This is a genomic window from Aureimonas flava (genome assembly GCF_003583935.1).
Lineage (GTDB): Bacteria > Pseudomonadota > Alphaproteobacteria > Rhizobiales > Rhizobiaceae > Aureimonas > Aureimonas flava.
In genome coordinates this window covers 26,633-50,465 of sequence record NZ_QYRN01000005.1, presented here as the reverse complement: position 1 = coordinate 50,465, position 23,833 = coordinate 26,633, and the positions used below count along the sequence as shown (strand labels likewise).

Genomic DNA, 23,833 nt, shown 5'->3' with positions numbered 1-23,833 from the left:
AGCGGTCCCGAAGCGCGACCGCGCAAGGCTTTCACCCTGATCTGGAAAGATTCCGAGCGGTGTGACCTGCTGCGTCTTGCAGCAATCTGGCCGCAAGCGCACAATCCGCTGCTCAAGCAAGCGGCGGAGCCCGGAGTGGACGACGTATGATTGGACTGGTGCTGGTGACGCATGGCCAGCTCGCGCGCGAATTCAAACTTGCCGTGGAGCATGTGGTCGGTCGCCAGGAAGCGTTCGAGACGATCTGCATCGGACCGGACGACGACATGGAACAGCGCCGGCTGGACATCCTCCAGGCGGTGCGCGACGCGGAGCGCGGCAAGGGGGTCATCATCCTCACCGACATGTTCGGCGGCACCCCGTCCAACCTCGCCATCTCGGTGATGGATGAGGGGGACATCGACGTGCTCGCGGGCGTCAACCTTCCCATGCTGATCAAGCTCGCCAGCGTGCGGGACGAGAAGCCCATGGCCGACGCGCTGGTGGCCGCCCAGGAGGCGGGCCGAAAGTACATCGCCGTCGCCAGCCGCATCCTCAGCGGCAAGTAGCCTCGAACCTTCAGACGGAACCATCGGCGGCCGAGCATGGACAAGACCGGACCCCTCACCCCGCCGACCGAAGCGCCCCCGCCCGGCCCGCCGTCCGACGGGCCGGTGGAGCGCACGCTGACCATCGTGAACCGCAAGGGCCTCCACGCCCGCGCCTCCGCCAAGTTCGTGCAGCTCGCCGAGCGGTTCGATTCCCAGATCACCATTTCGCGCGAGGGCCTTTCGGTCGGCGGCCAGTCGATCATGGGCCTGATGATGCTGGCGGCCGGCCAGGGCACCACGATCGACGTGCGTGCCGAGGGCCACGACGCCGACGAGGCGGTGTGCGCCATCGCCGCCCTGGTGGCCGACCGCTTCGGCGAGGAGTGCTGACGGGATAAGGATATAAGGATTTCCTTATATCCCTCGGCCTGCTATGGAGGCGCCTTGACCGGCCCTCGCCCGCGCTTGGCAGACGCGCGGGCGGGGCGCCCCGAGCCGAGGAGCTTCACCATGGCCGCCACAGGCGATTTCGTCGTCAAGGATCTCTCGCTGGCCGATTGGGGCCGCAAGGAACTCGACATCGCGGAAACCGAGATGCCGGGCCTGATGGCCTGCCGCGCCGAGTTCGGGGCGGACCAGCCGCTCGAGGGCGCGCGCATCACCGGCTCGCTGCACATGACCATCCAGACCGCCGTGCTGATCGAGACGCTGCAGGCGCTGGGCGCCAAGGTCCGCTGGGCCTCGTGCAACATCTTCTCGACGCAGGACCACGCCGCCGCCGCGATCGCCGCGACCGGCACCCCGGTCTTCGCCGTCAAGGGCGAGAGCCTCGCCGAGTACTGGGACTACACCGACCGCATCTTCCAGTGGCCGGACGGCGAGCCGTCCAATATGATCCTGGACGACGGCGGCGACGCCACGATGTACATCCTCACCGGCGCGCGGGCGGAGGCGGGCGAGGACGTCCTCTCGAACCCCGGCTCGGAGGAGGAGGAAGTCCTCTTCGCCCAGATCCGCAAGCGCATGCAGGCGACGCCGGGCTTCTTCGCGCGCCAGCGCGACGCCATCCGGGGCGTGACGGAAGAGACCACGACGGGCGTCAACCGTCTCTACCAGCTCCAGAAGAAGGGCCTCCTTCCCTTCCCCGCGATCAACGTCAACGACTCGGTCACCAAGTCGAAGTTCGACAACAAGTACGGCTGCAAGGAATCGCTGGTGGACGGCATCCGCCGCGCCACCGACGTGATGATGGCCGGCAAGGTGGCCGTGGTCTGCGGCTACGGCGACGTGGGCAAGGGCTCGGCCGCCTCGCTCCAGGGCGCGGGCGCCCGCGTCAAGGTGACGGAGGTCGACCCGATCTGCGCCCTCCAGGCGGCGATGGACGGGTTCGAGGTCGTCACGCTCGAGGACGCCGCGCCCACGGCCGACATCATCATCACCACGACCGGCAACAAGGACGTGGTGACGCTCGACACGATGCGCGCGGTCAAGGACATGTGCATCGTCGGCAACATCGGCCACTTCGACAACGAGATCCAGGTCGCCGCCCTGCGGAACCTCGCCTGGACCAACATCAAGCCGCAGGTCGACATGGTCACCTTCCCGGACGGCAAGCGCATGCTGCTGCTGTCGGAAGGGCGCCTCCTCAACCTCGGCAACGCGACCGGCCACCCGTCCTTCGTGATGAGCGCCTCCTTCACCAACCAGACGCTGGCGCAGATCGAGCTCTTCACCAAGGGCGGGCAGTACGGGAACCAGGTCTACGTGCTGCCCAAGCATCTCGACGAGAAGGTCGCGCGCCTCCACCTCGACAAGCTGGGCGCGCGCCTTTCGACCCTGTCGGACGAGCAGGCCGCCTATATCGGGGTGACCCCGCAGGGCCCGTTCAAGGCCGAGCACTACCGCTACTGACGACGGTGTCCGCCCGCCCGTCACGGCGGGCGGCCCCATAGCAAAAGGGCGTCGGAGGCAAGCCCCCCGACGCCCTTTCTTTTTTCGATCGCGTGTCCGATCGGCGCTTTTCGGACGGTTATCCACCGTTTAAATTCTCCTCCTGGCCCGACGTTGGGGAGCGGCGGGCGCTACGGGGATACACGCCTCGATTGCGGGGCGACTGAAAGGACGCGATGCGGACGCGCGAATCGTTGGAGCGGGTGGGTCGGGGGACCTGCCTGCGGCAAGCTTGTGGAGACGCCTCCGGGCGTGCCGCGCGGGGCTGGAGCTTCGCCCTCGCCCTTTCGGGCGTGGTCCTCGCGTGCGGCGGGGCGCGGGCGCAAGACGCCGCCGGGCCCGTGGCCGCCGAGTCCCTCATCTATCTCGCCCTGGTCGCGCTCACGATCGGCGCGGCGATGATCACCGCCGTGTGGCTGATCCGCCAGCAGGCCGCGACGGCCGAGGAGAACGCGCGCCTGCGTGCCGAGCTGGCCGACGCGCTGACCGAGGCCGAACGTCGCTCCGGACTGCTCGCCGACGATCACCAGCGCCTCGTGGTCTATGCCGGGGCGGGCGCGCCGGACATCGTCGGCGCGCTCCCCAAGAACCTCGGCGTTCCGGCGGAAGCGAGCGCGTTCCTCGCCTTTTCCGCCTGGATGGATGCCGACGAGGCGCGCCGGCTGGAGGCTGCGATCGCCCAGCTCCGCCATCGCGCGGAACCCTTCCGTCTGGAGATCGAGCGGCCGGACGGCCGGCTGATCGAGGCGAGCGGGCGCACCGTCGGCGCGCTGGCCACCGTGCGCTTCACGCCCCTGTCGGGCCTGCGCGAGGAACTGGCCGCGCTCAAGGTCGAGCACGTGCGCACCAACGGCATGATCGAGACCATGCAGGCCCTGTTCGACGCCGCGCCCGTGCCCATGTGGGTGCGCGACGAGGACGAGCGGCTGATCTGGGTCAACGACGCCTATGCCGGCGCGGTCGACGCGCCCGGCGTGACCGGCGCGGTGAGCGCCCAGACCGAGTTCCTCAACGAGCAGGACCGCGCCCGCATCGCCGCGCGTCGGCGCAACGCGGGCCATTTCGCCGATCGCCTCAGCGCCGTGGTCGAGGCCGACCGGCGCAACTTCCAGGTGGTGGACGCGGCGGGCCCCTTCGGCTCGGCCGGCCTTGCCGTCGACGTGTCGGACGCCGAGGCGATCCGGCGCGAGCTGGACGAGACCGTGCGCTCGCATTCGGAAACGCTGGACCAGCTCACCACCGCGATCGCGCGCTTCGACGAGAAGACCCGCCTCCTCTACCACAACGCCGCCTTCGCGCGCCTGTTCGACCTCTCCACCACCTATCTCGAGACCGCGCCCGACCATATCGCCATTCTCGACCAGCTCCGCTCGCGCGGCATCCTTCCCGACGACCGTCCCCTGCGCGACGTCAAGGCGGACATCCTGGCCGCGCACCGCGCGACCCAGCCGACGGAAGCCATATGGCACCTGGCCGACGGGCGGACCTTGCGCGTCTTCGCCAGCCCCGAGCCGCGCGGCGGCGCGAGCTGGGTGTTCGAGGACCTGACGGAGAAGCTCCAGCTCGAGTCGCGGCTCAACGCGCTGGTGCGCCTCCAGGGCGAGACGCTGGACTTCCTGCGCGAGGGCGTGGCCGTGTTCGGGCAGGACGGGCGCCTGCGCCTGTCCAACCCGATCTTCGCCGAGCTTTGGGGCCTGTCGGCCGAATTCCTCCACGCCAAGCCGCATATCCGCGCCTTCGCCACCACCAGCTCCGTCTCGATCCGCGAAGTGCAGGGCGCCGGCGCCGGGCCGAGCTGGGCCACCTTCGCCCATGCCGTCACCGCCTTCGACGAAGGGGCGCGCGAGGCCGAGAGCGGCGAGATCGAACTCTCCGACGGCCGCGTCCAGGCCTATGGCGTCGTGCCTCTGCCCAACGGGCAGACCATGCTGACCTTCACCGACATCTCCGACGCGCGCGAGGCCGAGCGCATGCTGCGCGAGCGCAACGAGGCGCTGGAGAACGCCGCGCGCCTGAAGAGCGATTTCGTGCAGCACGTGAACTACGAGCTGCGCTCGCCGCTGACCAACATCATCGGCTTCTCGGCGCTCCTGCGCTCGCCCGAGACCGGCCCGCTCAACGACCGGCAGTCGGAATATCTCGACTATATCGGGACCTCGACCTCGTCGCTCCTGACCATCGTCAACGACATCCTGGACCTCGCCACGATCGACGCCGGCATCATGGATCTCGACCTCACCGACGTCGACGTCGCCGGCACGGTCGGGCACGCGGCCGACGCGGTCCGCGACCGGTTCCGCGAGAACGACATCGTCCTCAACGTCGACATCACCCGCGCGGGCTCGACCTTCCGCGCCGACGGACACCGGATCACGCAGATCCTGTTCAACCTCCTGTCCAACGCTGCCAACTTCGCGCCGGCGGGTTCGGTGGTCCACCTCAAGGCCGTGCGCAGCAACGGCGAGATGATCTTCAGCGTCGCCGATCAGGGACCCGGCATCGCACCGGGCGAGGTCGCGCGCCTGTTCGAGCGCTTCGAGACCAACCCGTCGGGCGGGCGCCAGTCGGGCGCCGGTCTCGGCCTGTCGATCGTGCGCTCCTTCGTGGAGCTGCACGGCGGCCGGGTCGAGATCCAGTCCGGCGCGAAGGCCGGCACCACGGTTCTGTGCCGCTTTCCGCTGGTCCGCGACGAGCGGGATCTCGCCGCCGAATGAGCATGGAGCCTGCCGGCGTTCCGGACGAGACGCGGCACTTCGCGCTCGCGCTCGCCGACGAAGCGGCGACGGTGGCCTGCGCCGCCGTGCTGGCGCCGCTTCTAGGCACGGGCGACGTGGTCGCCCTGTCGGGCCCGCTCGGCGCCGGCAAGACGACGCTGGCCCGCGCCCTGATCCGAGCCGTGGCAGGGGATCCGGCGCTCGAGGTCCCCTCTCCCACCTACACGCTGGTGCAGATCTACCCGACGCGGCCGCGCGTCACCCATTTCGACCTCTATCGCCTCGGCGACCCGGACGAGCTCGTGGAACTCGGCTTCGACGAGGCAGCGGAAGCGGGCATCGTCCTGGCCGAATGGCCGGAGCGCGCGCCCGAGGTCCTGCGCGCCGCCAACCTGCACCTGTCGCTCGCGGACCTTCCGGGCGGCGGACGACGGCTCGCCATCGCCGCCCTGCCGGAAGCGGCGGCGCGGATCGAGCGCCCGCTCGCCCTCCTAGCCTTCCTGGCGGCCGCCGGGCATGCGGACGCCCGGCGCGCACCGTTTCCCGGCGACGCCTCGGCCCGGCGCTACGAGACGCTCGCGACAGGCGGGGGCCGGCCGCTGATCCTGATGGATTCGCCGCCCCTGGTGCTCGGCCCGCCCGTGCGCGACGGCCGCGCCTATGCCGAGATCGCGCGCTCGGCGCTGAACACGGTGCCCTTCGTCGCGGTGGCCGAGGCGCTGCGCGCGCGCGGCCTCGCGACCCCGCGCATCGAGGCCTTCGACACCGGCCACGGCTTCGTGCTGATGGAGGATCTGGGCCGCGAGGGCGTGCTGGACGGAGAAGGGCGGCCGATCCCGGAGCGCTACGAGGCGGCGATGCTGGCGCTCGCCCATCTCCACGCCGCGTCCTTCGACCCGGCGCTCGCCCTGCCCGACGGCAGGCCCTACACGGTGCCCCCCTTCGACCATGCGGCCATGGCGATCGAGGCGGGGCTGCTCCTCGACTGGTACGTGCCGCACGTCTTCGGGCGCCCCGCGACGCCGGAGGAGCGTGCCGCCTTCGATCGCGTCTGGGAGCGGCTGTTCGCGGTGCTCGACACGGCCGAGCGCCACCTCGTGCAGCGCGACGTGCAGGCGCCCAACCTCGTGTGGCGCGCCGGCCGGAGCGGCCTCGACCGGATCGCCTTCCTCGATTTCCAGGACGCGATGGTCGGCCCGTCGGCCTACGACGTGGCGGCCCTGGCCCACGACCCCCGCGTGACGATCGAGCCGGACCTCGAGGCGCGGCTGCGGCTGGCCTATGTCGCGGCGCGCCGAAGCGTCGATCCGGGCTTCCGCGAGGCCGCGTTCGAGACCGCCTATGCGATCATGGCGGCGCAGCGGCAGACCAAGATCCTCGGAATCTTCGTCCGCCTCCTGGTGCGGGACGGCAAGCCGCAATACCTGCGTCACATTCCCCGGATTAAAGCGTATCTCCGACGAACGCTTTCCCATCCGGCGCTCGGCGAACTGGCGCGCCTCTACGCGGCGTGGCACCTTCTGGACGAGCCGGACGCCCCCTTCGAGACGAGACAGACGTGACCATCCGCGCCATTGCCGCCCGCCCTCCCCGCGCGCCCAAGCCGAAGACCGCGATGATCCTCGCCGCGGGCCTCGGCAAGCGCATGCGCCCGATCACCTCGACCATCCCGAAGCCGCTGGTGGAGATCCGCGGCAAGGCCTTGATCGACTACGGTCTCGACGCTCTCGCCCGCAACGGCGTCGAGCGCGTGGTGGTCAACGTCCACTACATGGCCGACCTGATGCGCGCGCACCTGCGCAAGCGGCGCGACATGGAAGTGGTCGTGTCCGACGAGAGCGACCGCCTGCTGGAGTCGGGCGGGGGCATCGTGCGCGCGCTGCCGGTGCTGGGCGACGATCCCTTCTACCTCGTCAATTCCGACACGTTCTGGATCGACGGCTACCGCGACAACCTCGACCTCCTGGCCGATCTGTGGAACCCGGAAGCGGCCGACATGAGCCTCCTGATCGCCGAGATGCGGCAGGCCACCGGCTACGAGGGGCGCGGCGATTTCACCATGGACCGCGAGGGGCGCCTCCAGCGCGTCGCCGAACGCGACATGAGCCCCTTCATCTACGCCGGCGCGGGCATCCTCAAGCCCGAGATCTTCCGGGACCTGCCCGAGGAGACGTTCTCCCTGAACCGCGTCTTCGACCGCTCGATCGAGGCGGAGCGCCTGTTCGGCGTCCGACTCGACGGGCTGTGGATCACGGTCGGCACTCCGCGCGCCATCGCCGAGGCCGAGGCCGCCTTCGCCGCCAGCGCGACGCGGGCGGAGCGGGCTTAAGGGGGCTGCCGGCCCGCCCCGCTCGGGAAGCCGTTCCCGAACCCTTCTTTTCGTCCGAGGCTCTTCCTACACAGGAAGCGATCGGGGGGTATCATTTCCCCCGCCGGCGCGAGGCGGCTCCCCGCCCTCCCCTTTCGCCTGACCCGCCCGCTCGGCTAGGGTGCCGACGATGCCCTCGCATGTCTTCTCCATCTCGCCCGGCCTGCCCTTCCTGCCGACGCTGGCGCGCGGCGTCCTCCGCGGACGCTTCCTGCCAGGCGAGGACTTCGCCGCCGATCCGCTGGCGCTGGCCGGGCTGACGATCCTCGTGCCGACGCGGCGCGCGGCGCGCTCGCTGGCCGGCGAGTTCGCGCGCGCCATGGGCGGCGGCTCGGCCATCCTGCCCTCAATCCGCACGCTGGCCGAGGCCGACGAGGGCGCCGCCTTCGTCGGCCTCGGCGAAACCTTGGCGCCGGCCATGGACGGGCTGGAGCGCCACCTGCTGCTGGCGCGGCTCGTGCGCTTCTGGAAGGACGGGCTGAACCGGCAGGCGCTGCGGATCCTCGCGAACGAGGAGATCGTGCTGCCGGCCTCGGCCGCCGATGCGCTCTACTCGGCCGAGGACCTGTGCCTCTTCCTGGACGAGGCGGTCGCCGAGGAGGCGGGGCTCCACAAGCTGGCGACGCTGGCGCCGGACCGGTTGGCCGAGTGGTGGCAGCTCACCCTCGCCTTCCTCTCGATCCTGTCGGAGCAGTGGCCGGCGATCCTGGCGGAACGGGGCGTCGAGGATCGGGCGACGCTGGGCCGCCGCTGGTTCGAGGCCGAGGCCGACCGGCTCGCGGCCATGGGTTCGCGCGGCCCGATCCTGGTCGCCGGCTCCACCGCCACGGCGCCGTCCACGCTGCGCTTCCTGCGGGCGGTGGCGGCCCTGCCGAATGGCGCCGTGGTGCTGCCCGGCGTCGACTGCCACCTCGACGCCACCGGCTTCGACGCGATCGACCGCTCCCGCTCCATCGCCGCCCCCGGCCATCCGCAGCACGCGTTGAAGCGAATCCTCCAGGGGCTGCTGGTGGAGCGCGCTGGCATCGAGCTCCTGTGCCCCGACGAGACCGACCCGCTCCTGGCGCGCGAACGGTTCCTGTCCGACGCGCTGCGCCCGGCCGAGACCACGGACGTCTGGCCGGAGGCCAGCCGCCGCCACGGGCAGGAGGCGCTGGACGGGCTGGAACTGATCGAGGCGGCGGACGAGCGCGAGGAGGCGCTGGCGATCGCCGTGGCGATCCGCGACGCCCTCGCCGATCCCGCCGCGACGGTGGCGCTGACCACGCCCGACCGCAACCTCGCCCGCCGGGTCTCGGCCGAGCTGGAGCGGTTCGGCGTGGCGGCCAACGATTCCGCCGGTCGGCCGCTCCCCGCGACGGCGCCCGGCACCTTCTGCCGCCTCGCCCTGTCGGTGGCGCTGGAGCCGGGCGATCCGATCACGCTCCTGTCGCTGCTCAAGCATCCGCTGCTGCGGCTCGGCCTCGCGCCGGCCCGCGCGCGCGAGGCGGCGCGCACCATCGAGCTGATCGCGCTGCGCGGCGGCTGCGGCGTCGCCGACGGCGCCAGGCTCGGCGCCCTGTTCGCCGAGCGGCGCCGCGCGGCCGAGGCCCCGGACGGGCGCGCGCCCCGCCCGGTGCAGCTCGTGTCCGCCGAGGACCGGGATGCGGCGCAGGCGCTGGCCGAACGGCTGGAGGCCGCGCTGCTGCCGCTGTCGGAGCTGCGCGACGGCGGCGAGCAGGAGCTTGCCGACCACGCCGTGTGCCTCACCCGCGTCCTGGAGGCGCTGGCGGGCGACGAGACCGGCCTGCCCACGGCGCTCTACGCCGAGGAGGCGGGCACGGCGCTGCGCGACACGCTGCGCGCCTGGGTGAGCGCGCCCGAGACCGGCTTCGCCTTCCGCGCCGCCGAGCTGCCGGACGTGGCGCTGGCGCTGATGCGCTCCAAGGACGTGCGCCCGCGCGGCGGCCTGTCGCAGCGCGTCTTCGTCTGGGGCGCGCTGGAAGCCCGACTCCAGAGCGTCGACGTGATGATCCTCGGCGGCCTCAACGAGGGCACCTGGCCCGGCACGGCGCGCTCCGACGCCTTCCTGTCGCGCCTGATGCGCACGGAGATCGACCTCGATCCGCCCGAACGCCGCATCGGCCTCGCCGCGCACGACGTCTGGATGGCGCTCGGCTGCCGGCGGGTCGTGATGGCGCGCTCGCACCGCTCGGGCGGCGCTCCGGCCATCGCCTCGCGCTGGCTCCAGCGCATCCTGACGCTGGCCGGGCCGGAGGGCGCGAAGGCGCTGCGCCTGCGCGGCGAGACCTATCTCCGGCACGTCCGGCGCCTGGACGAGCGTCCGGCGGAGCCCCCCGCCCCACGGCCGGAGCCCCGCCCCCCCGTCGCCGCGCGCCCCGTGCGCCATTCCTTCACCGAGGTGGAGACCCTGGTGCGCGACCCCTACGCGGTGTTCGCCCGGCGCGTGCTGCGCCTCGACCCGCTGCCGGAGATGATCCGCGCGCCCGGCGCGCCGGAGCGCGGCGACCTGTATCACGCGATCCTGCACCGCTTCGTTGCGGACGGCGTGGACCCGGAGGCGCCCGACGCGCGCGCGCAACTCCTGGCGATCGCCCGCGAGGCCTTCGACGAGGCCAGGCTGCCGCCCGAGATCGAGGCCGTCTGGTGGCCGCGCATGGAAACGCTGGCGACCAACATGATCGCCTGGGAGCGCGAGCGGGCGGGCGAGGTGGCGGAGCGCCTGACCGAGGTGCGCGGGCGCTTCGACCTGCCGGAGATCGGCGTCGGCTTCCACGGCTACGCCGACCGCATCGACCGGATGCGCGACGGCTCGGTGGAGATCATCGACTACAAGACCGGGACCAATCCCTCGGTCCGCCAGGCGCGCACGCTGCTGAGCCCGCAACTGCCGCTGGAGGGCGCGATGGCGCGACTCGGCGGCTTCGACGGGCTGGCCCCCGTCGCCTCGGTCCGCGACCTTCTCTACGTGCGCCTGCGCGAGCGCGACTTCTACGAGGAACGCCTCGCCCACGACGGCGGGCGCACGGGCGAGCCCCAGAGCGGCGACGACCTGTCGGATGCCGCGCTGGCCGCCTTCCGCGCGCTGGCGGCCGCCTACCGCGATCCGGGCTGGGGCTACCTGTCGCGCGCGAGGCCCTTCCAGGCGGGGGACTTCGCGGGCCCCTACGACCACCTCGCCCGCGCGCGCGAATGGACCGCCGCCGGAGCCGGCGAAGACGAGGAGGCGACGCCGTGAGCGAGGTTCTTCCGGCCACGATCGACGCCCAGCGCATCGCCTCCGACCCGGCGCGCTCGGTGTTCGTGGCCGCCAATGCCGGCTCGGGCAAGACGCATGTCCTGACCGAGCGCGTGGTGCGCCTGCTCCTGGCCGGCGCCGAACCGTCCAAGATCCTATGCCTCACCTACACCAAGGCGGCCGCCGCCGAGATGCAGACGCGCGTCTTCGCCCGGCTGTCGCATTGGGCGGTGACCGACGAGGCGGCCCTGTCCGAGGCCCTGACGGCACTCGACCGCCGACCGCCCTCGCGCGAGCGGATGGCCGCGGCGCGGCGCCTCTTCGCGCGGGCGCTGGAGGCGCCGGGCGGCCTCAAGATCCAGACCATCCACGCCTTCTGCGAGGCGGTGCTCCACCAGTTTCCGCTGGAAGCCAACATTCCCGGCCATTTCGAGGTGATGGACGAGACGGAGAGCGCGCTCTTGCTGGCGGAGGCCCGGCGCATGCTGATCGCCGGCGCGCAGACCCGGCCGGACGATCCAGGCGGGCAGGACCGCGAGGACGCCGACCTCGCCCGCGCCTTCGCCGACGCGCTGGCGATGGGCGGGGAATGGGGGCTCGACGCGCTCCTGTCGGAGATCGTCCAGCGCCGCGACCGGCTGCGACGCCACCTGGAGGCGACGGGCGGGCGCGAGGCGGCGGAGGAACGCCTCCGACGCGCCCTCGGCCTCGCGCCGGACGAGGACGAGGCGGGCGTGCTGCGCGCCGCGCTCGAGCCGCCGGGCTTCGAGGACGGGTTCCGCGATGCCCTGGCCGACGCCGCCACACGCAGCGGCAAGGCGACCGACCTGAAGCTTGCCGGCAAGCTCGCCCTCGTCGCGGAAAGCGCGACGCCCGAGGCGCGCTTCGCGGCCCTCTGCGCGATCGTCTTCAAGGCGGACGGCGGGCGCTACAAGCCCTCCAGCGTCGCGACCAAGGCGGTGGCAGGCGCGTTCGAGGACTTCGAGGAGCGGCTGGCGGCGCTCGCCGATTTCCTGGAGGAACGACGCGAGCGCCTCGCCACCCTGCGCCTCGCGCGCGCCAGCGGCGCCGCGCTCGCCATCGCCGAGACGCTGGAGCGCGACTACGCCGCCCTGAAGCGGCGGCGCGGCCGGCTCGACTTCGAGGACCTGATCGTGCGCACGGCCGATCTCCTGCTGCGCGCGGAAGCGTCGGCCTGGGTGCATTTCAAGCTCGACCAGGGCATCGACCACGTGCTGGTGGACGAGGCGCAGGACACGAGCCCGCGTCAGTGGCAGGTCGTGCGCCAACTGGTGGAGGAGTTCTTCTCCGGCGCCTCCGCCACCGCCCGGCCGCGCACCGTGTTCGCGGTGGGCGACGAGAAGCAGTCGATCTACTCCTTCCAGGGCGCCTCGCCCGAGATGTTCGCGAGGGAACGCGCCCACCTGCGGGCGCTGGCCGAGGGCGCCGAGCGGCCCTTCGCCAGCGTCGAGCTGCACCAGTCCTTCCGCTCGGTGCCGGACATCCTCCAGGCGGTGGACCGTGTGTTCGCCGAGCCGGCCGACCGGCGCGGGCTGCAGTCGGAGGACGGGCCGCCCGTCCACGTCTCCACCCGGACCGCCGATCCAGGCCTGATCGAGGTCTGGCCCGTGATGGTGCCGGCCAGCGTGCCCCAGCACGAGGACTGGCTGACCCCGGTCGACCTCCAGCCCGCCTCCTCGCCCGCCCACCGCCTCGCCGCCCGCATCGCCGGGCGGATCGGGGAATGGATCGGCCGGCCGATCCGGGCCAAGGGCAAGGTGCGCCCTCTGGACGCGGGCGACGTCCTGATCCTGGTGCGCAAGCGGTCGGGCTTCGTCTCGGCGATGGGCGCGGCGCTGCGCGAACGCGGCATCCGCGTGGCCGGCGCCGACCGGCTGGTGATCACCGACCATATCGCGGTGGCCGATCTCGCCGCGCTCGGCCGCACCGTCTCCAACGCCGAGGACGAGCTGTCGCTGGCGGCCGTCCTGAAGAGCCCGCTGTTCGGCTTCACCGACGACGAACTGATGGCGCTCGCCCTGTCGCGCGGCGACGCCGGACGGCCGGAGGCGCTCTATCTCGCCCTGCGCCGCCTCGCCGGAGAGCGCGGCGAGGCGCGGATCCCGGACTTCGTGCCGGGCGGGGCGCGTGGCGCGCTGCGCGACAAGGCGGTGGCCGCGTTCGCACGGCTGGAGGAGCTGCGCCGGCGCGCCGGCTTCGAGACCGTGTTCACCTTCTTCGCCCGCATCCTGGGTCCGGAAGGCGGCCGCGCCCGGCTGGTGGCGCGGCTCGGCCGCGACGCGGGGGACGTGGTCGACGCCTTCCTGGACCTGGCGCTCGCCGAGGAACAGGCCGGGCACGGCGGGCTGGAGGCGTTCCTGGCCGACCTCGCCGCCTCGCCGCCCGAGATCAAGCGCGAGATGGAGCACGGGCGCGGCGAGGTCCGCATCATGACCACGCACGCCTCCAAGGGCCTGGAGGCGCCGGTCGTGTTCCTGGTCGATCCCGGCTCCGCGCCGTTCAGCCACACCCACGGCGCCAAGCTGATGGAGTGGACCGGCATGCCGGGCCTTCCCCCCGACATGCCGCCGGGCTTCCTCTGGTGCCCCGACGCGTCGACCCGCGAGAGCGCGGTGGGCGCCCTGCGCGAGGCCGAGCGCGCGCGCGCCGAGGACGAGTATCGCCGCCTCCTCTATGTCGGCCTCACCCGCGCGGCCGACCGGCTGGTGGTCTGCGGCCTGTCGGGCGTGCGCGGACCCGACGCCGCGTCCTGGCTCCAGCGCGTGGAGGCGGCGCTGAAGCCCCATGCGCGCGAGGTCAAGGACCCGTCGACCGGCGAGACGCTGGCCTGGCGGCTGGGTGCCGAGGCGAAAGGGACGGCGGTTCCGCCCGTCGCCGCGCCGGACGCTCCGGCGCTGCGCCCGCTCGACCTGTCGCGGTTGCCGCCCGAGGAGCTGCCGCCGCGCCCGCTCCAGCCCTCAACGGCGTCCGGCGGCAGCCGGATCGAGCTTGCGGCGATGGACGAGGACGTGGCGGCCCCGTTCTCCGCCTCGCCCGTTCTCGGCGCCGCCGCCAGGCCGGGCGCCGGCGTGCGGCGGGGCCTTCTGCTGCACCGGCTGCTCCAGGCCCTGCCGGACCTCGAGCCGGGCGAGCGCGAGGCGGCGGCCCGCGCCTTCGCCCGCCGCGAGGGCCACTCGCTCGGCGAGGACGAGGCGGAGCGGATCGCCGACCAGGCGCTCGGCATCCTGGCCGAGCCGGCCTTCGCCCCCTTGTTCGCGCCCGGCAACCGGGCGGAGGTGGCGGTCGCGGGCGAGATCGAACTCGGCGGCCGGCGCTACGCCGTGAGCGGTGCGATCGACCGCCTGGCGGTGACCGACGAGGCCGTCCACATCCTCGACTACAAGACCGGCCGCACGGTTCCCGAAGGGGTCGAGGACGCACCGGCGTCCCATGTGCTGCAGCTCGCCCTCTATGCCGAGATGGTGCGCCCCCTGTTCCGCGGCCGGGCGGTGCGCGCGGCGCTGCTCTACAGCGAGGGACCGAAGCTCGTCGAGGTGCCGGAGGCGGCGATGGCGCGCGCGCTCGCCGAGCGTGCCGGGCGCGGCGCGGCGGGCGGTGGAGGGACCGGGACGGCGGATGGCGGGGCGGCTTGAACCCGCCGCCCCTCCCTTCTACCTATGGGGCATCCGGACCCGGCGGCCGGCGATTCCCCCGCCGGTTCCTTCTCGAACCACCGCGCGAGGCGTCCGGTCGGAGCCCCGCCCCATCGGAGCGCCCCATGGCCACCAAGAAGACCGACAATTCCTCGTTCCAGACCGACGTCCTCCAGGCCGGCAAGCCGGTCGTCGTGGACTTCTGGGCCGAATGGTGCGGCCCCTGCAAGATGATCGCCCCGAGCCTCGAGGAGATCTCGGAAGAGACCGACAAGGTCGACATCGTCAAGGTGAACATCGACGAGAACCCGGACCTCGCCGCCCAGTTCGGCGTGCGCTCCATCCCGACGCTGATGCTCTTCAATCCCGGCCAGGATCCGGTGGTGAAGGTCGGCGCGGCCGCCAAGAGCCAGATCCTCGCCTGGATCAACTCCAACGCCGCCTGAGATCGGCGCAGGCCCGATCGCCAGCCCGCGACCGACCCCGGCCGCGGGCTTTTTCGTGCCTCAGCGCGGCGCGAGGTCGCTTTCGGCCAGCACGTCGCCCGCAAGGTACAGCGAGCCGCAGATCAGGAAGCGCGGCGCGGCGCCGCCCGCCCAGTGCGACGCGACCCGCCGGATGGCGGCGGAAACGCTCGGAGCGGGCTCGGCGTCGAGCCCCGCCTCCAGCGCAGCGTCCGCCAGCGCCTCGGGCGTCATCCCCGCATCGGACGAACGGATGGGCACGGTGAAGACGTGCCGCGCCATGCCGGCGAAGGCCTCGAAGAAACCGGCCGGGTCCTTGGTGGTGAGCATGCCGGCGACGAGGATCAGCGGACGCGGGACGCGCTCCTCCATGTCGGCCATGGCCTCGGCCACCACGACGCCGGCGCCCGGATTGTGGCCGCCGTCGAGCCAGATCTCCGCGCCATCGGGCGCCAGCGCCACCAGAGGGCCGGAGGTGATGCGCTGGAGGCGCCCCGGCCATTCGGCGGCCGCGATCCCGCGTTCGATCTCGGCGTCGGCCGGATCGAACCCGGCGGCACGCACGGCCGCGATGGCGGTCGCCGCGTTGCCGATCTGGTGCCGGCCGGGAAGCCGCGGCAGGGCGAGGTCGAGAAGGCCGCGCTCGTCCTGGTAGACCAGCCGGCCGCGTTCGCTGATGGCGTGGAAGTCCTGCCCGTGGACCAGCACGGGCGCGCCCGTGCGCGCCGCCTTGTCGCACAGGACCTCGAGCGCCGCCGGCTCGGTCTGCGGGCCGATCACCACGGGCGAGCCGCGCTTGAAGATGCCGGCCTTCTCGGCGGCGATCAGTTCCACCCGGTCGCCGAGATAGGCCTGGTGATCGAGCGAGACGCTGGTGACGGCCGTCACCGCGGGCCGCTCCACGACGTTGGTCGCGTCGAACCGGCCGCCGAGGCCGACTTCCAGGAGTACCGCGTCGGCCGGATGCTCTGAGAACAGCATGAAGGCGACGGCGGTGAGAAGCTCGAACACCGTGACCGTGGCGTCGCCGTTGGCCGCCGCCGCGCGGCGCACCGTCTCCGCGAGCAGCGCGTCGGCCACCAGCGCACTGCGCGCGCCATCCGTCCCGGCCAGCCGATAGCGTTCGTGCCAGTCCACGAGATGGGGCGAGGTGTGGGTGTGGACGCCCCGGCCCGACGCCTCGAGGATGGCGCGGGCGAAGGCCACGGTGGAGCCCTTGCCGTTGGTGCCGGCGACGTGGATCACCGGCGCCAGCCTGCGATGCGGGTCGCCCAGCGCCGCCAGGAGGCGGCCGATCCGGTCGAGCCCGAGATCGATCCCCTTCGGCAGGTGCTGGAGCAGCCGATCGATCTCGGCCGCGGCGAGGCTCGTCTGGCTCATCGACGGATCAGGCGGCCGCGACCGGCTCGATCTCCGCTGCGGGCGGGGGCGGCAGGGCGGGCAGCGGCGCCTTGGTGAGAACGCGCAGGAGACGGGCGATCGTCGATTTCAGCTCGTGCCGGTGGACCACCATGTCCACCATGCCGTGCTCCATCAGGTATTCCGAGCGCTGGAAGCCCTCGGGCAGCTTTTCGCGGATCGTCTGCTCGATCACGCGGGGCCCGGCGAAGCCGATCAGGGCGCCCGGCTCGGCGATGTGGACATCGCCCAGCATCGCGTAGGACGCGGTGACGCCGCCGGTGGTCGGGTTGGTAAGAACGACGATGTAGGGGAGCCCGGCCTCCTTCACCATGTCCACCGCCACGGTGGTGCGCGGGAGCTGCATCAGCGACAGGATGCCTTCCTGCATGCGCGCCCCGCCCGACGAGGCGAACAGCACGAGCGGCCGGGCGCGCTCCACCGCGGTCTCGGCGGCGGTCACGATCGCCTCGCCCGCCGCCATGCCGAGCGAGCCGCCCATGAAGGCGAAGTCCTGCACCGCCGCGACCACGGGCAGCGCCTCGATGTCGCCGCAGGCGACGAGCACGGAATCCTCCATGCCGGTCTTGGTGCGCGAATCCTTGAGCCGGTCCACGTAGCGCCGCTCGTCGCGGAACTTCAGCGGATCCACCGGCACCTTCTCCAGCGCGATCTCCTCGAACATGCCGCCGTCGAAGAAGCCGGCCAGCCGGTCGCGCGCGCCGATGCGCATGTGGAAGCCGGAGGACGGGATCACGAACTGGTTGGCTTCCAGGTCCTTGTGGAAGACCATCTCGCCCGTCTCGGGGCACTTGATCCAGAGGTTCTCGGGCACCTCGCGCGGCTGCTGGCCGAGGAGGCTCGAGATCTTGGGGCGAACGTAGTTGGTGATCCAGTTCACGGCGTCCTGGTCCTTCGGATGCGTGTCCGGCCGGCGGCGATGCGATCGGGCGTGCCGGCCCTCGATGTCTCAGATGGCGGCCGGCTCAGGCCGCCGCAAGGCGGGAGCCGGCCAGGCCCCCCGCCAGTTCGCGCACCAGCGAGGACACCGCCTCGACCATGGCCGGCGTTCCGCCCTCGCGCGCCGCCTCCATCGCCGACACGAGCGCCGAGCCGACCACCACGCCGTCGGCATGGCGGCCGATCGCGGCCGCCTGATCGGCGGTGCGCACGCCGAAGCCGACGCAGACCGGCAGCGGCGTGCGGGCCTTGATGCGCGCCACGGCGGCGGCGACGGCGGTGGTGTCGGGCGCCGCCGAACCGGTGATGCCGTTGACCGACACGTAGTAGACGAAGCCCGACGTGTTCGAGAGCACCGCCGGCAGGCGGCGCTCGTCGGTGGTGGGCGTGGCGAGGCGGATGAAGTTCAACCCGCCCCCGATCGCCGGCAGGCAGAGTTCGCGGTCCATCTCGGGCGGCAGGTCCACCACGATCAGTCCGTCGACGCCCGCCGCCTTGGCATCGGCGACGAAGCGGTCCACGCCGTAGATGAAGACGGGGTTGTAGTAGCCCATCAGGATGATCGGCGTCGCGTCGTCGCCCTGGCGAAAGGCGCGAACCGCCTCCAGCGTCCGGGCGAGCGTCTCGCCGCCCTGGAGGGCGCGCAGCCCCGCGCGCTGGATCGCCGGCCCGTCGGCCATCGGATCGGAGAACGGCATGCCGAGCTCGATCACGTCGGCGCCGGCGCCCGGCAGCGCGCGCAGAACCTCCAGCGTCGTCCCGGCGTCCGGGTCGCCCGCCATGACGAAGGTCACGAGCGCCGGACGCCCCTCGGCCTTCAGCGCCTCGAAGCGCGTCTCGATGCGTGTGCTCATGGCTCGGTCCCGCCCATTCGTGTTGCGGATGCGATACAGGCGTCCGCGATCCATCTCAAGGTGGGCGCGTCGGCCAGCACGGGAGATCCGGTGATGGCCGGCGTCTCGTAGGGATGCAGGGCGCGGATGGCGGACGCCACCGCCTCGAACCGGACATCGAGCGTCTTGAGAACCAGCACGACCTCGCGCGCGCATTCCAGCGCCCCCTTCCAGCGATAGCGGCTTTCGATGGGCCCCGAGAGTTGCGCGCAGGCGACGAGCCGGCGCGCGAGCAGACCGTCCGCGATCGCGCGCGCCGTCGCCTCGTCGGGACAGGCGACGGCGATGTCGAGGGCGCGAGCTTGCGTCATGCCGTCCCGTCCGGCCGCACGCGGGCGAGATACTCGGCGCCGGAGCGCCCCGCCATGACGGTCTCGACATAGGCATCCCGCTCGAAGCCGATCACCGGGAGTTCCCAGACGCAAGCCATCAGCGGCCGGTCCACCGGCTCGAACGCGGCCGTTCCGTCCAGCGGCCGGCGCCAAAGCCGCTCGGCGAGCATGCCGCCCGGCATCCACCAGTGGAGGAGCAGCCAGACGGCCTCCTCGCCGCGATGGACGATGGCGAAGCCGAGTTCCGCCCCGCCGAGGTCCTCGGCCCCCACGAGATCGCGCGCCGCCCGCTGGAGATCGTCGCCGAGCGGATCCCCGTCCGCCCGGATCGCGTAGGCCTTCACCTGCGCCGAGCCCGCCCGCCAGTGTCCGAGCGTCCCGGACGCGCGGGGCCGGTACGTCTCGCCCGGAGAGGCCGGGCCCATCAGAGCTCCAGGCCCATGCGCCCCGCGATCGTGTGGACATCCTTGTCGCCGCGCCCCGACAGACACAGGACGACCGACTGGTCGCGTCCCATCGTGGGGGCGAGCTTGGCGACGTGGGCGAGGCCATGGGCCGATTCCAGCGCCGGGATGATGCCCTCCAGGCGCGTGCACAGGTGGAAGGCGTCCACCGCCTCGTCGTCGGTCACCGGCACGTAGGACACCCGGCCCGTGTCGCGCAGCCAGGAATGCTCGGGGCCGACGCCCGGATAGTCGAGCCCGGCGGAGATCGAATGGCCTTCCAGGATTTGGCCGGCCGCGTCCTGCAGGAGATAGGTGCGGTTGCCATGGAGCACGCCCGGCCGCCCGCCGCTCATCGAGGCGGCATGGCCGTTGTCGACATGCAGCCCATGGCCGCCCGCCTCCGCCCCGTAGATCGCGACGGAAGGGTCGTCCAGGAAGGCGCGGAACATGCCGATCGCGTTGGAGCCGCCGCCCACGCATGCCACCACCGCGTCCGGCAGCGCACCGGTCTCCTCCAGCATCTGCCGGCGCGTCTCGTCGCCGATCACCTGCTGGAAGTCGCGCACCATGGCGGGATAGGGATGCGGGCCGGCGGCGGTGCCGATCAGGTAGTAGGTGTCGGCGACGTTGGTCACCCAGTCCCGCAGCGCCTCGTTCATCGCGTCCTTGAGCGTGCCGGCCCCGGCGGTCACGGCGCGCACCTCCGCGCCGAGCATCTTCATGCGGAAGACGTTGGGCTTCTGGCGCTCGACGTCGGTGGCGCCCATGAAGACCACGCAGGGCATGCCGAATCTTGCGCACACCGTGGCGGTGGCCACGCCGTGCTGGCCGGCGCCCGTCTCGGCGATGATGCGCGGCTTGCCCATGCGCCGGGCGAGCAGGATCTGGCCGAGGCAGTTGTTGATCTTGTGCGAGCCGGTGTGGTTCAGCTCCTCGCGCTTGAGATAGATGCGCGCGCCGCCGAAATGCTCGGTCAGCCGCTCGGCGAAGTAGAGCGGGCTGGGGCGGCCGGTGTAGTGGGTCTGGAGCCCGTCGAGCTCGGCGCGGAAGGCCGGATCGTCCTTGGCGGTGCGGTAGGCCGTCTCCAGGTCGAGGATGATCGGCATCAGGGTCTCGGCCACGAAGCGGCCGCCGAACTGGCCGAACAGACCGTCCTCGTCGGGCCCCAGGCGGAAGGAGTTGGGGGTCGGGATCGTGGTCATGCGAACCTGCGCTTCCGGTCTTCTTGAGTGAGCGGGCCCGCCTCGACCGCCGCCTCGAAGGCGTCGAACAGGCGGTGGATCAGGCCGTCGTCCTTGACGCCGGGCTCGCGCTCGACGCCCGACGAGACGTCTAGGCCGCGCGGGGCGACGCGGCGGACGGCCGCTTCGATGGTTTCGGGCGCGATGCCGCCGGACAGGGTGAAGTCGCGGCCGTCCAGCGCGTCGAGGAGGCCCCAGTCGAACCGCACGCCGTTGCCGCCGGGAAGCCGCGCGCCCTTGGGCGCGCGCGCGTCGAGCAGGATGCGGTCGGCGACGGGGCGGAACCGCTCGATCTCCGAGAGGTCCGCATCGCCCGCCACGGGGATCGCCTTCATTACCGTGGCGCCGGTCAGCGCCGAGACCTCGGCGACGCGCGCCGCGCTTTCCGATCCGTGCAGTTGCAGGACGTCCGGGCGCACGCGCGTCATCAAATGCCGGAGCAGGTCGTCGTCCGCGTTCACCGTGACCACCGTCACCAGCGCCCGGCCGCCGACATGGGCGCGCAGGCGCACCATGTCCTCCAGCGACAGATGCCGGGGGCTCGGCTCGAAATGGACGAAGCCGACCTCGGAGCAGCCGCGCGCAAGCACCGTGTCGATATGGCCTTCGGTCTTGAGGCCGCAGATCTTGATATGCGGGCGGGTCACGCGGCGAAGCACTCTCGGATGGCGTGGGGATCGATCATGACGACTTATCGCGCCATAGACCCTGCGGTGTAAAGCGCAGGCGAGGCCGCGCTCAAGGGCCGAAGTCGTAGGCGTGGAGGCCCGGCCCCTCGCGCTTCAGCCAGCGGCGCCCCGCCTCGGTCTCCGGGCAGAGACTGCGGCAAAGCGCCCAGAAGGCCGGAGCGTGGTTCATCTCGCGGAAATGCGCCACCTCGTGCGCCGCGAGGTAGTCGAGCACGGCAGGCGGCGCCATCACGATGCGCCAGGAAAAGGCGAGCCGGCGGTCCGCCGTGCACGAGCCCCAGCGGCTCACCGTGTCCTTGAGCGCCAGCGACCGGGGCAGCAGCCCGACCGTGGCGGCGTGCCGATCCACGGCAGCCTGGAGGTCGCGTCGCGCCTCGCGTTTCAGGAGGTCGCGCACGCGCCTGGCGAGGTGCGGCGCCTCGCCGCCGACGCGAAGCACGCCGACGTCCCCCTCGCGCTCGAGCCGGGCGCCACGGAGGGCGGGATCGTGGACGAGGCGAAACGCCTCGCCGCGCAGCGGCAGGCGGATGCCGGGGGCGACGGCGACGCGTCCGCCGGCGGCACGCAGCCGCTCCTCCGCCCAGCCGCGATGGCGCTCGAGGAAGGCGAGCACGGTGCGCGCGGGGGTCCTGCGCGGCACGGTGAGGCGCAGGGCGTCGCCGCCGGGCGCCAGGCGCATCACGATGCGCCGTGCCGTCGGGTGCTCGCGCACCTCAAGGGGCACGGCCCGGTCGGCCAGGAGCAGCGTCTCGGGAAGACGGGGCCCTGCCGCGCGTCCCGCCAGCCGCTCCAGAAACCTCGTCGCCATCGAAAACCGCCCCGCCCCGCCAGCGCTTCATACGTCGAGCAGCGCCTTCCCCGCAACGGCGACACAAAAAAGGCCGCCGGCGGGAAGCCGGCGGCCGGTGCGTCGCACAGGGGCGCTCGCGTCAGCGGACGTCGGTGAACTCGGCGTCCACGACATCGCCACGGCGCTTGCGGTTCGCCATGAAGCGGTCGAAGTCCTCCTGGTCCTTCGCGCGGCGCAGCTCGCGCGCATAGGCCTCGAAATCGGCGCTCATGCGCTGGAGCCGCGTCCGCTCCTCGTCGAGGCGCTTCAGCTCGGCCTCGCGCCAATCGTCGAAGGCGACGTTGCCCGTGCGCTCGGCGGCGAACGGCATGCGCGCGCCGGAGCGGCGGAACGTGGCGGCCAAGCCGTCGGTCGCCCGGCCGACGTCGCGGCGGAAGACCTCGAGGCGGTCGCCCCACAGAATGTAGGCGATCATCGCCAGGCCCAGCGGCCAGTAGACGATGAAGCCCAAGACCATCAGCGCGATCGTGGCCGGCGTCCAGGCGGGACGGATCAAAGCTTGTGACGTCATGTCGGTGTCCATCAACCAGAGCCCATGGGAAGCGGGCGAGGATCCCGCTCCTGAGATGGTGACGGATTCCCGGCGCTTCAACGCCCCGCAGCCGAAGCCTCAGACGTTGGCGGTGCCGTCGCCAGCCGGCGCGCCGGCGTCGAAGGGCGGCTCGCCCGTGGCCGCGACGGCGGAGGCGACGGCGTCCTCGGGCAGGGTCGCGCCGTCCAGCGGCGGCGGCGGACGCAAGGTTGCCTCGTCGCCGGCCTCGGCGTCGACGGGCGCCTTCGGAGCGGCGCGGTGCCCGTGCGTCAGCGCGAAGTCGACGATGCGCGGGGCGATCTCGGCGCGGAAGCGCGAGCCGTTGAAGACGCCGTAATGGCCGACCTTGGGCTGGAGGTAGTGGACGCGCATGTCGTCCGGGATGTTGCGGCACAGGTCGTGCGCGGCGCGGGTCTGGCCGACGCCCGAGATGTCGTCGTTCTCGCCCTCCACGGTGAGCAGCGCCGTGCGCCGGATCTTGCCCATGTCGAGCCGATGGCCGTGATGCGTGATCGTGCCGCGCGGCAGCGAGTGCTTGATGAAGACCTCCTCCACCGTCTGGAGGTAGAATTCGGCGGTGAGGTCCATCACCGCGTTGTACTCGTCGTAGAAGGTACGGTGCTTCTCGGCCGAGTCCCCGTCGTTCTTCACGAGATGCCAGAAGAAGTCCTTGTGGGCGATCAGGTGTCGGTCGAGGTTCATCGACATGAAGCCGGTGAGCTGCAGGAAGCCGGGATAGACCTCGCGCATGAAGCCGGGCTGGGGAAACGGCACCTTCATGATGACGTTCTGGCGGAACCAGTCGATCCCCTTGTCCTCGGCAAGCCGGTTGACCGCCGTGGGATTGACGCGCGTGTCGATCGGGCCGCCCATCAGCGTCATCGTGGCGGGATGGCAGGGATCCTCGTCCTCTTCCATCCGCGCGACCGCCATCATCACCGGCACGGCCGGCTGGCAGACGCCGACGACGTTCATGCCGGGGCCGAGGAAGCGCAGGATCTCGATGACGTAGTCGACATAGGTGTCGAGGTCGAAGCGGCCGGCCGAAAGCGGCACGGTGCGCGCGTCCTTCCAGTCGGTGATGTAGACCTCGCCATAGGGCAGCAGCGCCTCCACCGTGCCGCGCAGCAGCGTGGCATAGTGGCCCGACATCGGCGCGACGATCAGGAAGCGCGGGTCGGGCGCCCGGCCCGCCGGCAGCGCGCGCTCGAAATGGAGGAGCTGGGCGAAGGGCCTGCCCCATATCGGCTTGTCGACCACGGGAACGCGCATGCCGTCGACGAACGTGTCGTGGAGGTCGAACGAGGGTTTGCCGTAGACGCGCGTGGTGCGCTCGAACAGCTCGGCCATGGCGGCCACCGTGCGCCCCATCTCGGTGTGCGAGATCGGGTTCATCGGGTTCTGGTAGATCGCCTTGGTGGCATCGGCCACGGCGCGGAAGGGGGCCAGAACCGCGTGGTTCCACTCGTAGAATTCGTACAACATGCACTCCCACGACTGGGAAACGGGGAGCCGGAACCGGCTCGTGCGACCAAACATGGCACCGAATTGGTGCCGTGCAAGTTAATTGTCCGA

The 23,833-nt window shown here is 72.1% G+C and carries 19 protein-coding genes; 9 read left to right on the top strand and 10 right to left on the bottom strand.

The window, feature by feature from the left end; all coding sequences use genetic code 11:
• Positions 1 to 146: 146 nt before the first annotated feature.
• From D3218_RS10050 to trxA, 9 genes are all read left to right on the top strand, one after another.
• Positions 147 to 548: a PTS sugar transporter subunit IIA gene (locus D3218_RS10050; RefSeq protein ID WP_119539949.1), complete on the top strand. Its 402-nt coding sequence runs from the start codon at positions 147 to 149 to the stop codon at positions 546 to 548.
• Between the two features lie 36 nt (positions 549 to 584).
• Positions 585 to 920: an HPr family phosphocarrier protein gene (locus tag D3218_RS10045; RefSeq protein WP_119539948.1), complete on the top strand. Its 336-nt coding sequence runs from the start codon at positions 585 to 587 to the stop codon at positions 918 to 920.
• 120 nt (positions 921 to 1,040) lie between these two features.
• A complete protein-coding gene (ahcY, locus tag D3218_RS10040) occupies positions 1,041 to 2,441 on the top strand; it encodes an adenosylhomocysteinase (RefSeq protein WP_119539947.1) in 1,401 nt (466 codons plus the stop codon).
• A gap of 380 nt (positions 2,442 to 2,821) precedes the next feature.
• Positions 2,822 to 5,194, top strand: a complete 2,373-nt coding sequence (locus tag D3218_RS10035; protein WP_245414997.1) for a PAS domain-containing sensor histidine kinase — start codon at positions 2,822 to 2,824, stop codon at positions 5,192 to 5,194.
• Complete coding sequence (gene tsaE / locus D3218_RS10030) at positions 5,191 to 6,756, top strand: tRNA (adenosine(37)-N6)-threonylcarbamoyltransferase complex ATPase subunit type 1 TsaE (RefSeq protein ID WP_245414996.1); 1,566 nt, start codon at positions 5,191 to 5,193, stop codon at positions 6,754 to 6,756. Before D3218_RS10035 ends, tsaE begins: the two co-directional genes overlap by 4 nt.
• A gap of 53 nt (positions 6,757 to 6,809) precedes the next feature.
• Positions 6,810 to 7,523: a nucleotidyltransferase family protein gene (locus D3218_RS10025; protein ID WP_119540272.1), complete on the top strand. Its 714-nt coding sequence runs from the start codon at positions 6,810 to 6,812 to the stop codon at positions 7,521 to 7,523.
• Between the two features lie 169 nt (positions 7,524 to 7,692).
• Entirely contained in the window at positions 7,693 to 10,800 is a 3,108-nt protein-coding gene (addB, locus tag D3218_RS10020; protein WP_119539944.1) for a double-strand break repair protein AddB, read from the top strand.
• On the top strand, positions 10,797 to 14,453 hold the full coding sequence (addA, locus tag D3218_RS10015) for a double-strand break repair helicase AddA (protein ID WP_245414995.1): 3,657 nt from the start codon (positions 10,797 to 10,799) through the stop codon (positions 14,451 to 14,453). The genes addB and addA overlap by 4 nt, the downstream gene beginning before the upstream one ends.
• 125 nt (positions 14,454 to 14,578) lie before the next feature.
• Positions 14,579 to 14,899 carry a thioredoxin gene (gene trxA, locus D3218_RS10010; RefSeq protein WP_119539942.1) on the top strand — a complete coding sequence of 107 codons (321 nt, stop codon included), beginning with the start codon at positions 14,579 to 14,581 and terminating at the stop codon, positions 14,897 to 14,899.
• Between the two features lie 60 nt (positions 14,900 to 14,959).
• Here the strand turns inward: trxA and D3218_RS10005 are convergent, their stop codons facing one another.
• From D3218_RS10005 to D3218_RS09960, 10 genes are all read right to left on the bottom strand, one after another.
• A complete protein-coding gene (locus D3218_RS10005; RefSeq protein ID WP_119539941.1) occupies positions 14,960 to 16,297 on the bottom strand; it encodes a bifunctional folylpolyglutamate synthase/dihydrofolate synthase in 1,338 nt (445 codons plus the stop codon).
• A 7-nt stretch (positions 16,298 to 16,304) separates the two neighbouring features.
• Positions 16,305 to 17,216 carry an acetyl-CoA carboxylase, carboxyltransferase subunit beta gene (gene accD, locus D3218_RS10000; protein ID WP_119539940.1) on the bottom strand — a complete coding sequence of 304 codons (912 nt, stop codon included), beginning with the start codon at positions 17,214 to 17,216 and terminating at the stop codon, positions 16,305 to 16,307.
• Positions 17,217 to 17,301: 85 nt separating this feature from the next.
• Positions 17,302 to 18,129 carry a tryptophan synthase subunit alpha gene (gene trpA / locus D3218_RS09995; protein ID WP_119539939.1) on the bottom strand — a complete coding sequence of 276 codons (828 nt, stop codon included), beginning with the start codon at positions 18,127 to 18,129 and terminating at the stop codon, positions 17,302 to 17,304.
• The gene (cutA, locus tag D3218_RS09990) at positions 18,126 to 18,479 is read right to left on the bottom strand and encodes a divalent-cation tolerance protein CutA (RefSeq protein WP_119539938.1); all 354 of its coding nucleotides are present in this window, start codon (positions 18,477 to 18,479) and stop codon (positions 18,126 to 18,128) included. The genes trpA and cutA overlap by 4 nt, the downstream gene beginning before the upstream one ends.
• On the bottom strand, positions 18,476 to 18,925 hold the full coding sequence (locus D3218_RS09985; RefSeq protein WP_119539937.1) for a hypothetical protein: 450 nt from the start codon (positions 18,923 to 18,925) through the stop codon (positions 18,476 to 18,478). Before D3218_RS09985 ends, cutA begins: the two co-directional genes overlap by 4 nt.
• Entirely contained in the window at positions 18,925 to 20,148 is a 1,224-nt protein-coding gene (trpB, locus tag D3218_RS09980; RefSeq protein WP_119539936.1) for a tryptophan synthase subunit beta, read from the bottom strand. The genes D3218_RS09985 and trpB overlap by 1 nt, the downstream gene beginning before the upstream one ends.
• Positions 20,145 to 20,834: a phosphoribosylanthranilate isomerase gene (locus tag D3218_RS09975; RefSeq protein WP_119539935.1), complete on the bottom strand. Its 690-nt coding sequence runs from the start codon at positions 20,832 to 20,834 to the stop codon at positions 20,145 to 20,147. Before D3218_RS09975 ends, trpB begins: the two co-directional genes overlap by 4 nt.
• Positions 20,835 to 20,925: 91 nt before the next feature.
• A complete protein-coding gene (locus D3218_RS09970; protein ID WP_119539934.1) occupies positions 20,926 to 21,684 on the bottom strand; it encodes a M48 family metallopeptidase in 759 nt (252 codons plus the stop codon).
• Positions 21,685 to 21,805: 121 nt separating this feature from the next.
• Entirely contained in the window at positions 21,806 to 22,237 is a 432-nt protein-coding gene (locus D3218_RS09965) for a DUF2852 domain-containing protein (RefSeq protein ID WP_119540271.1), read from the bottom strand.
• A 99-nt stretch (positions 22,238 to 22,336) separates the two neighbouring features.
• Positions 22,337 to 23,743: a polyhydroxyalkanoate depolymerase gene (locus tag D3218_RS09960; protein WP_119539933.1), complete on the bottom strand. Its 1,407-nt coding sequence runs from the start codon at positions 23,741 to 23,743 to the stop codon at positions 22,337 to 22,339.
• Between the last annotated feature and the right edge of the window lie 90 nt (positions 23,744 to 23,833).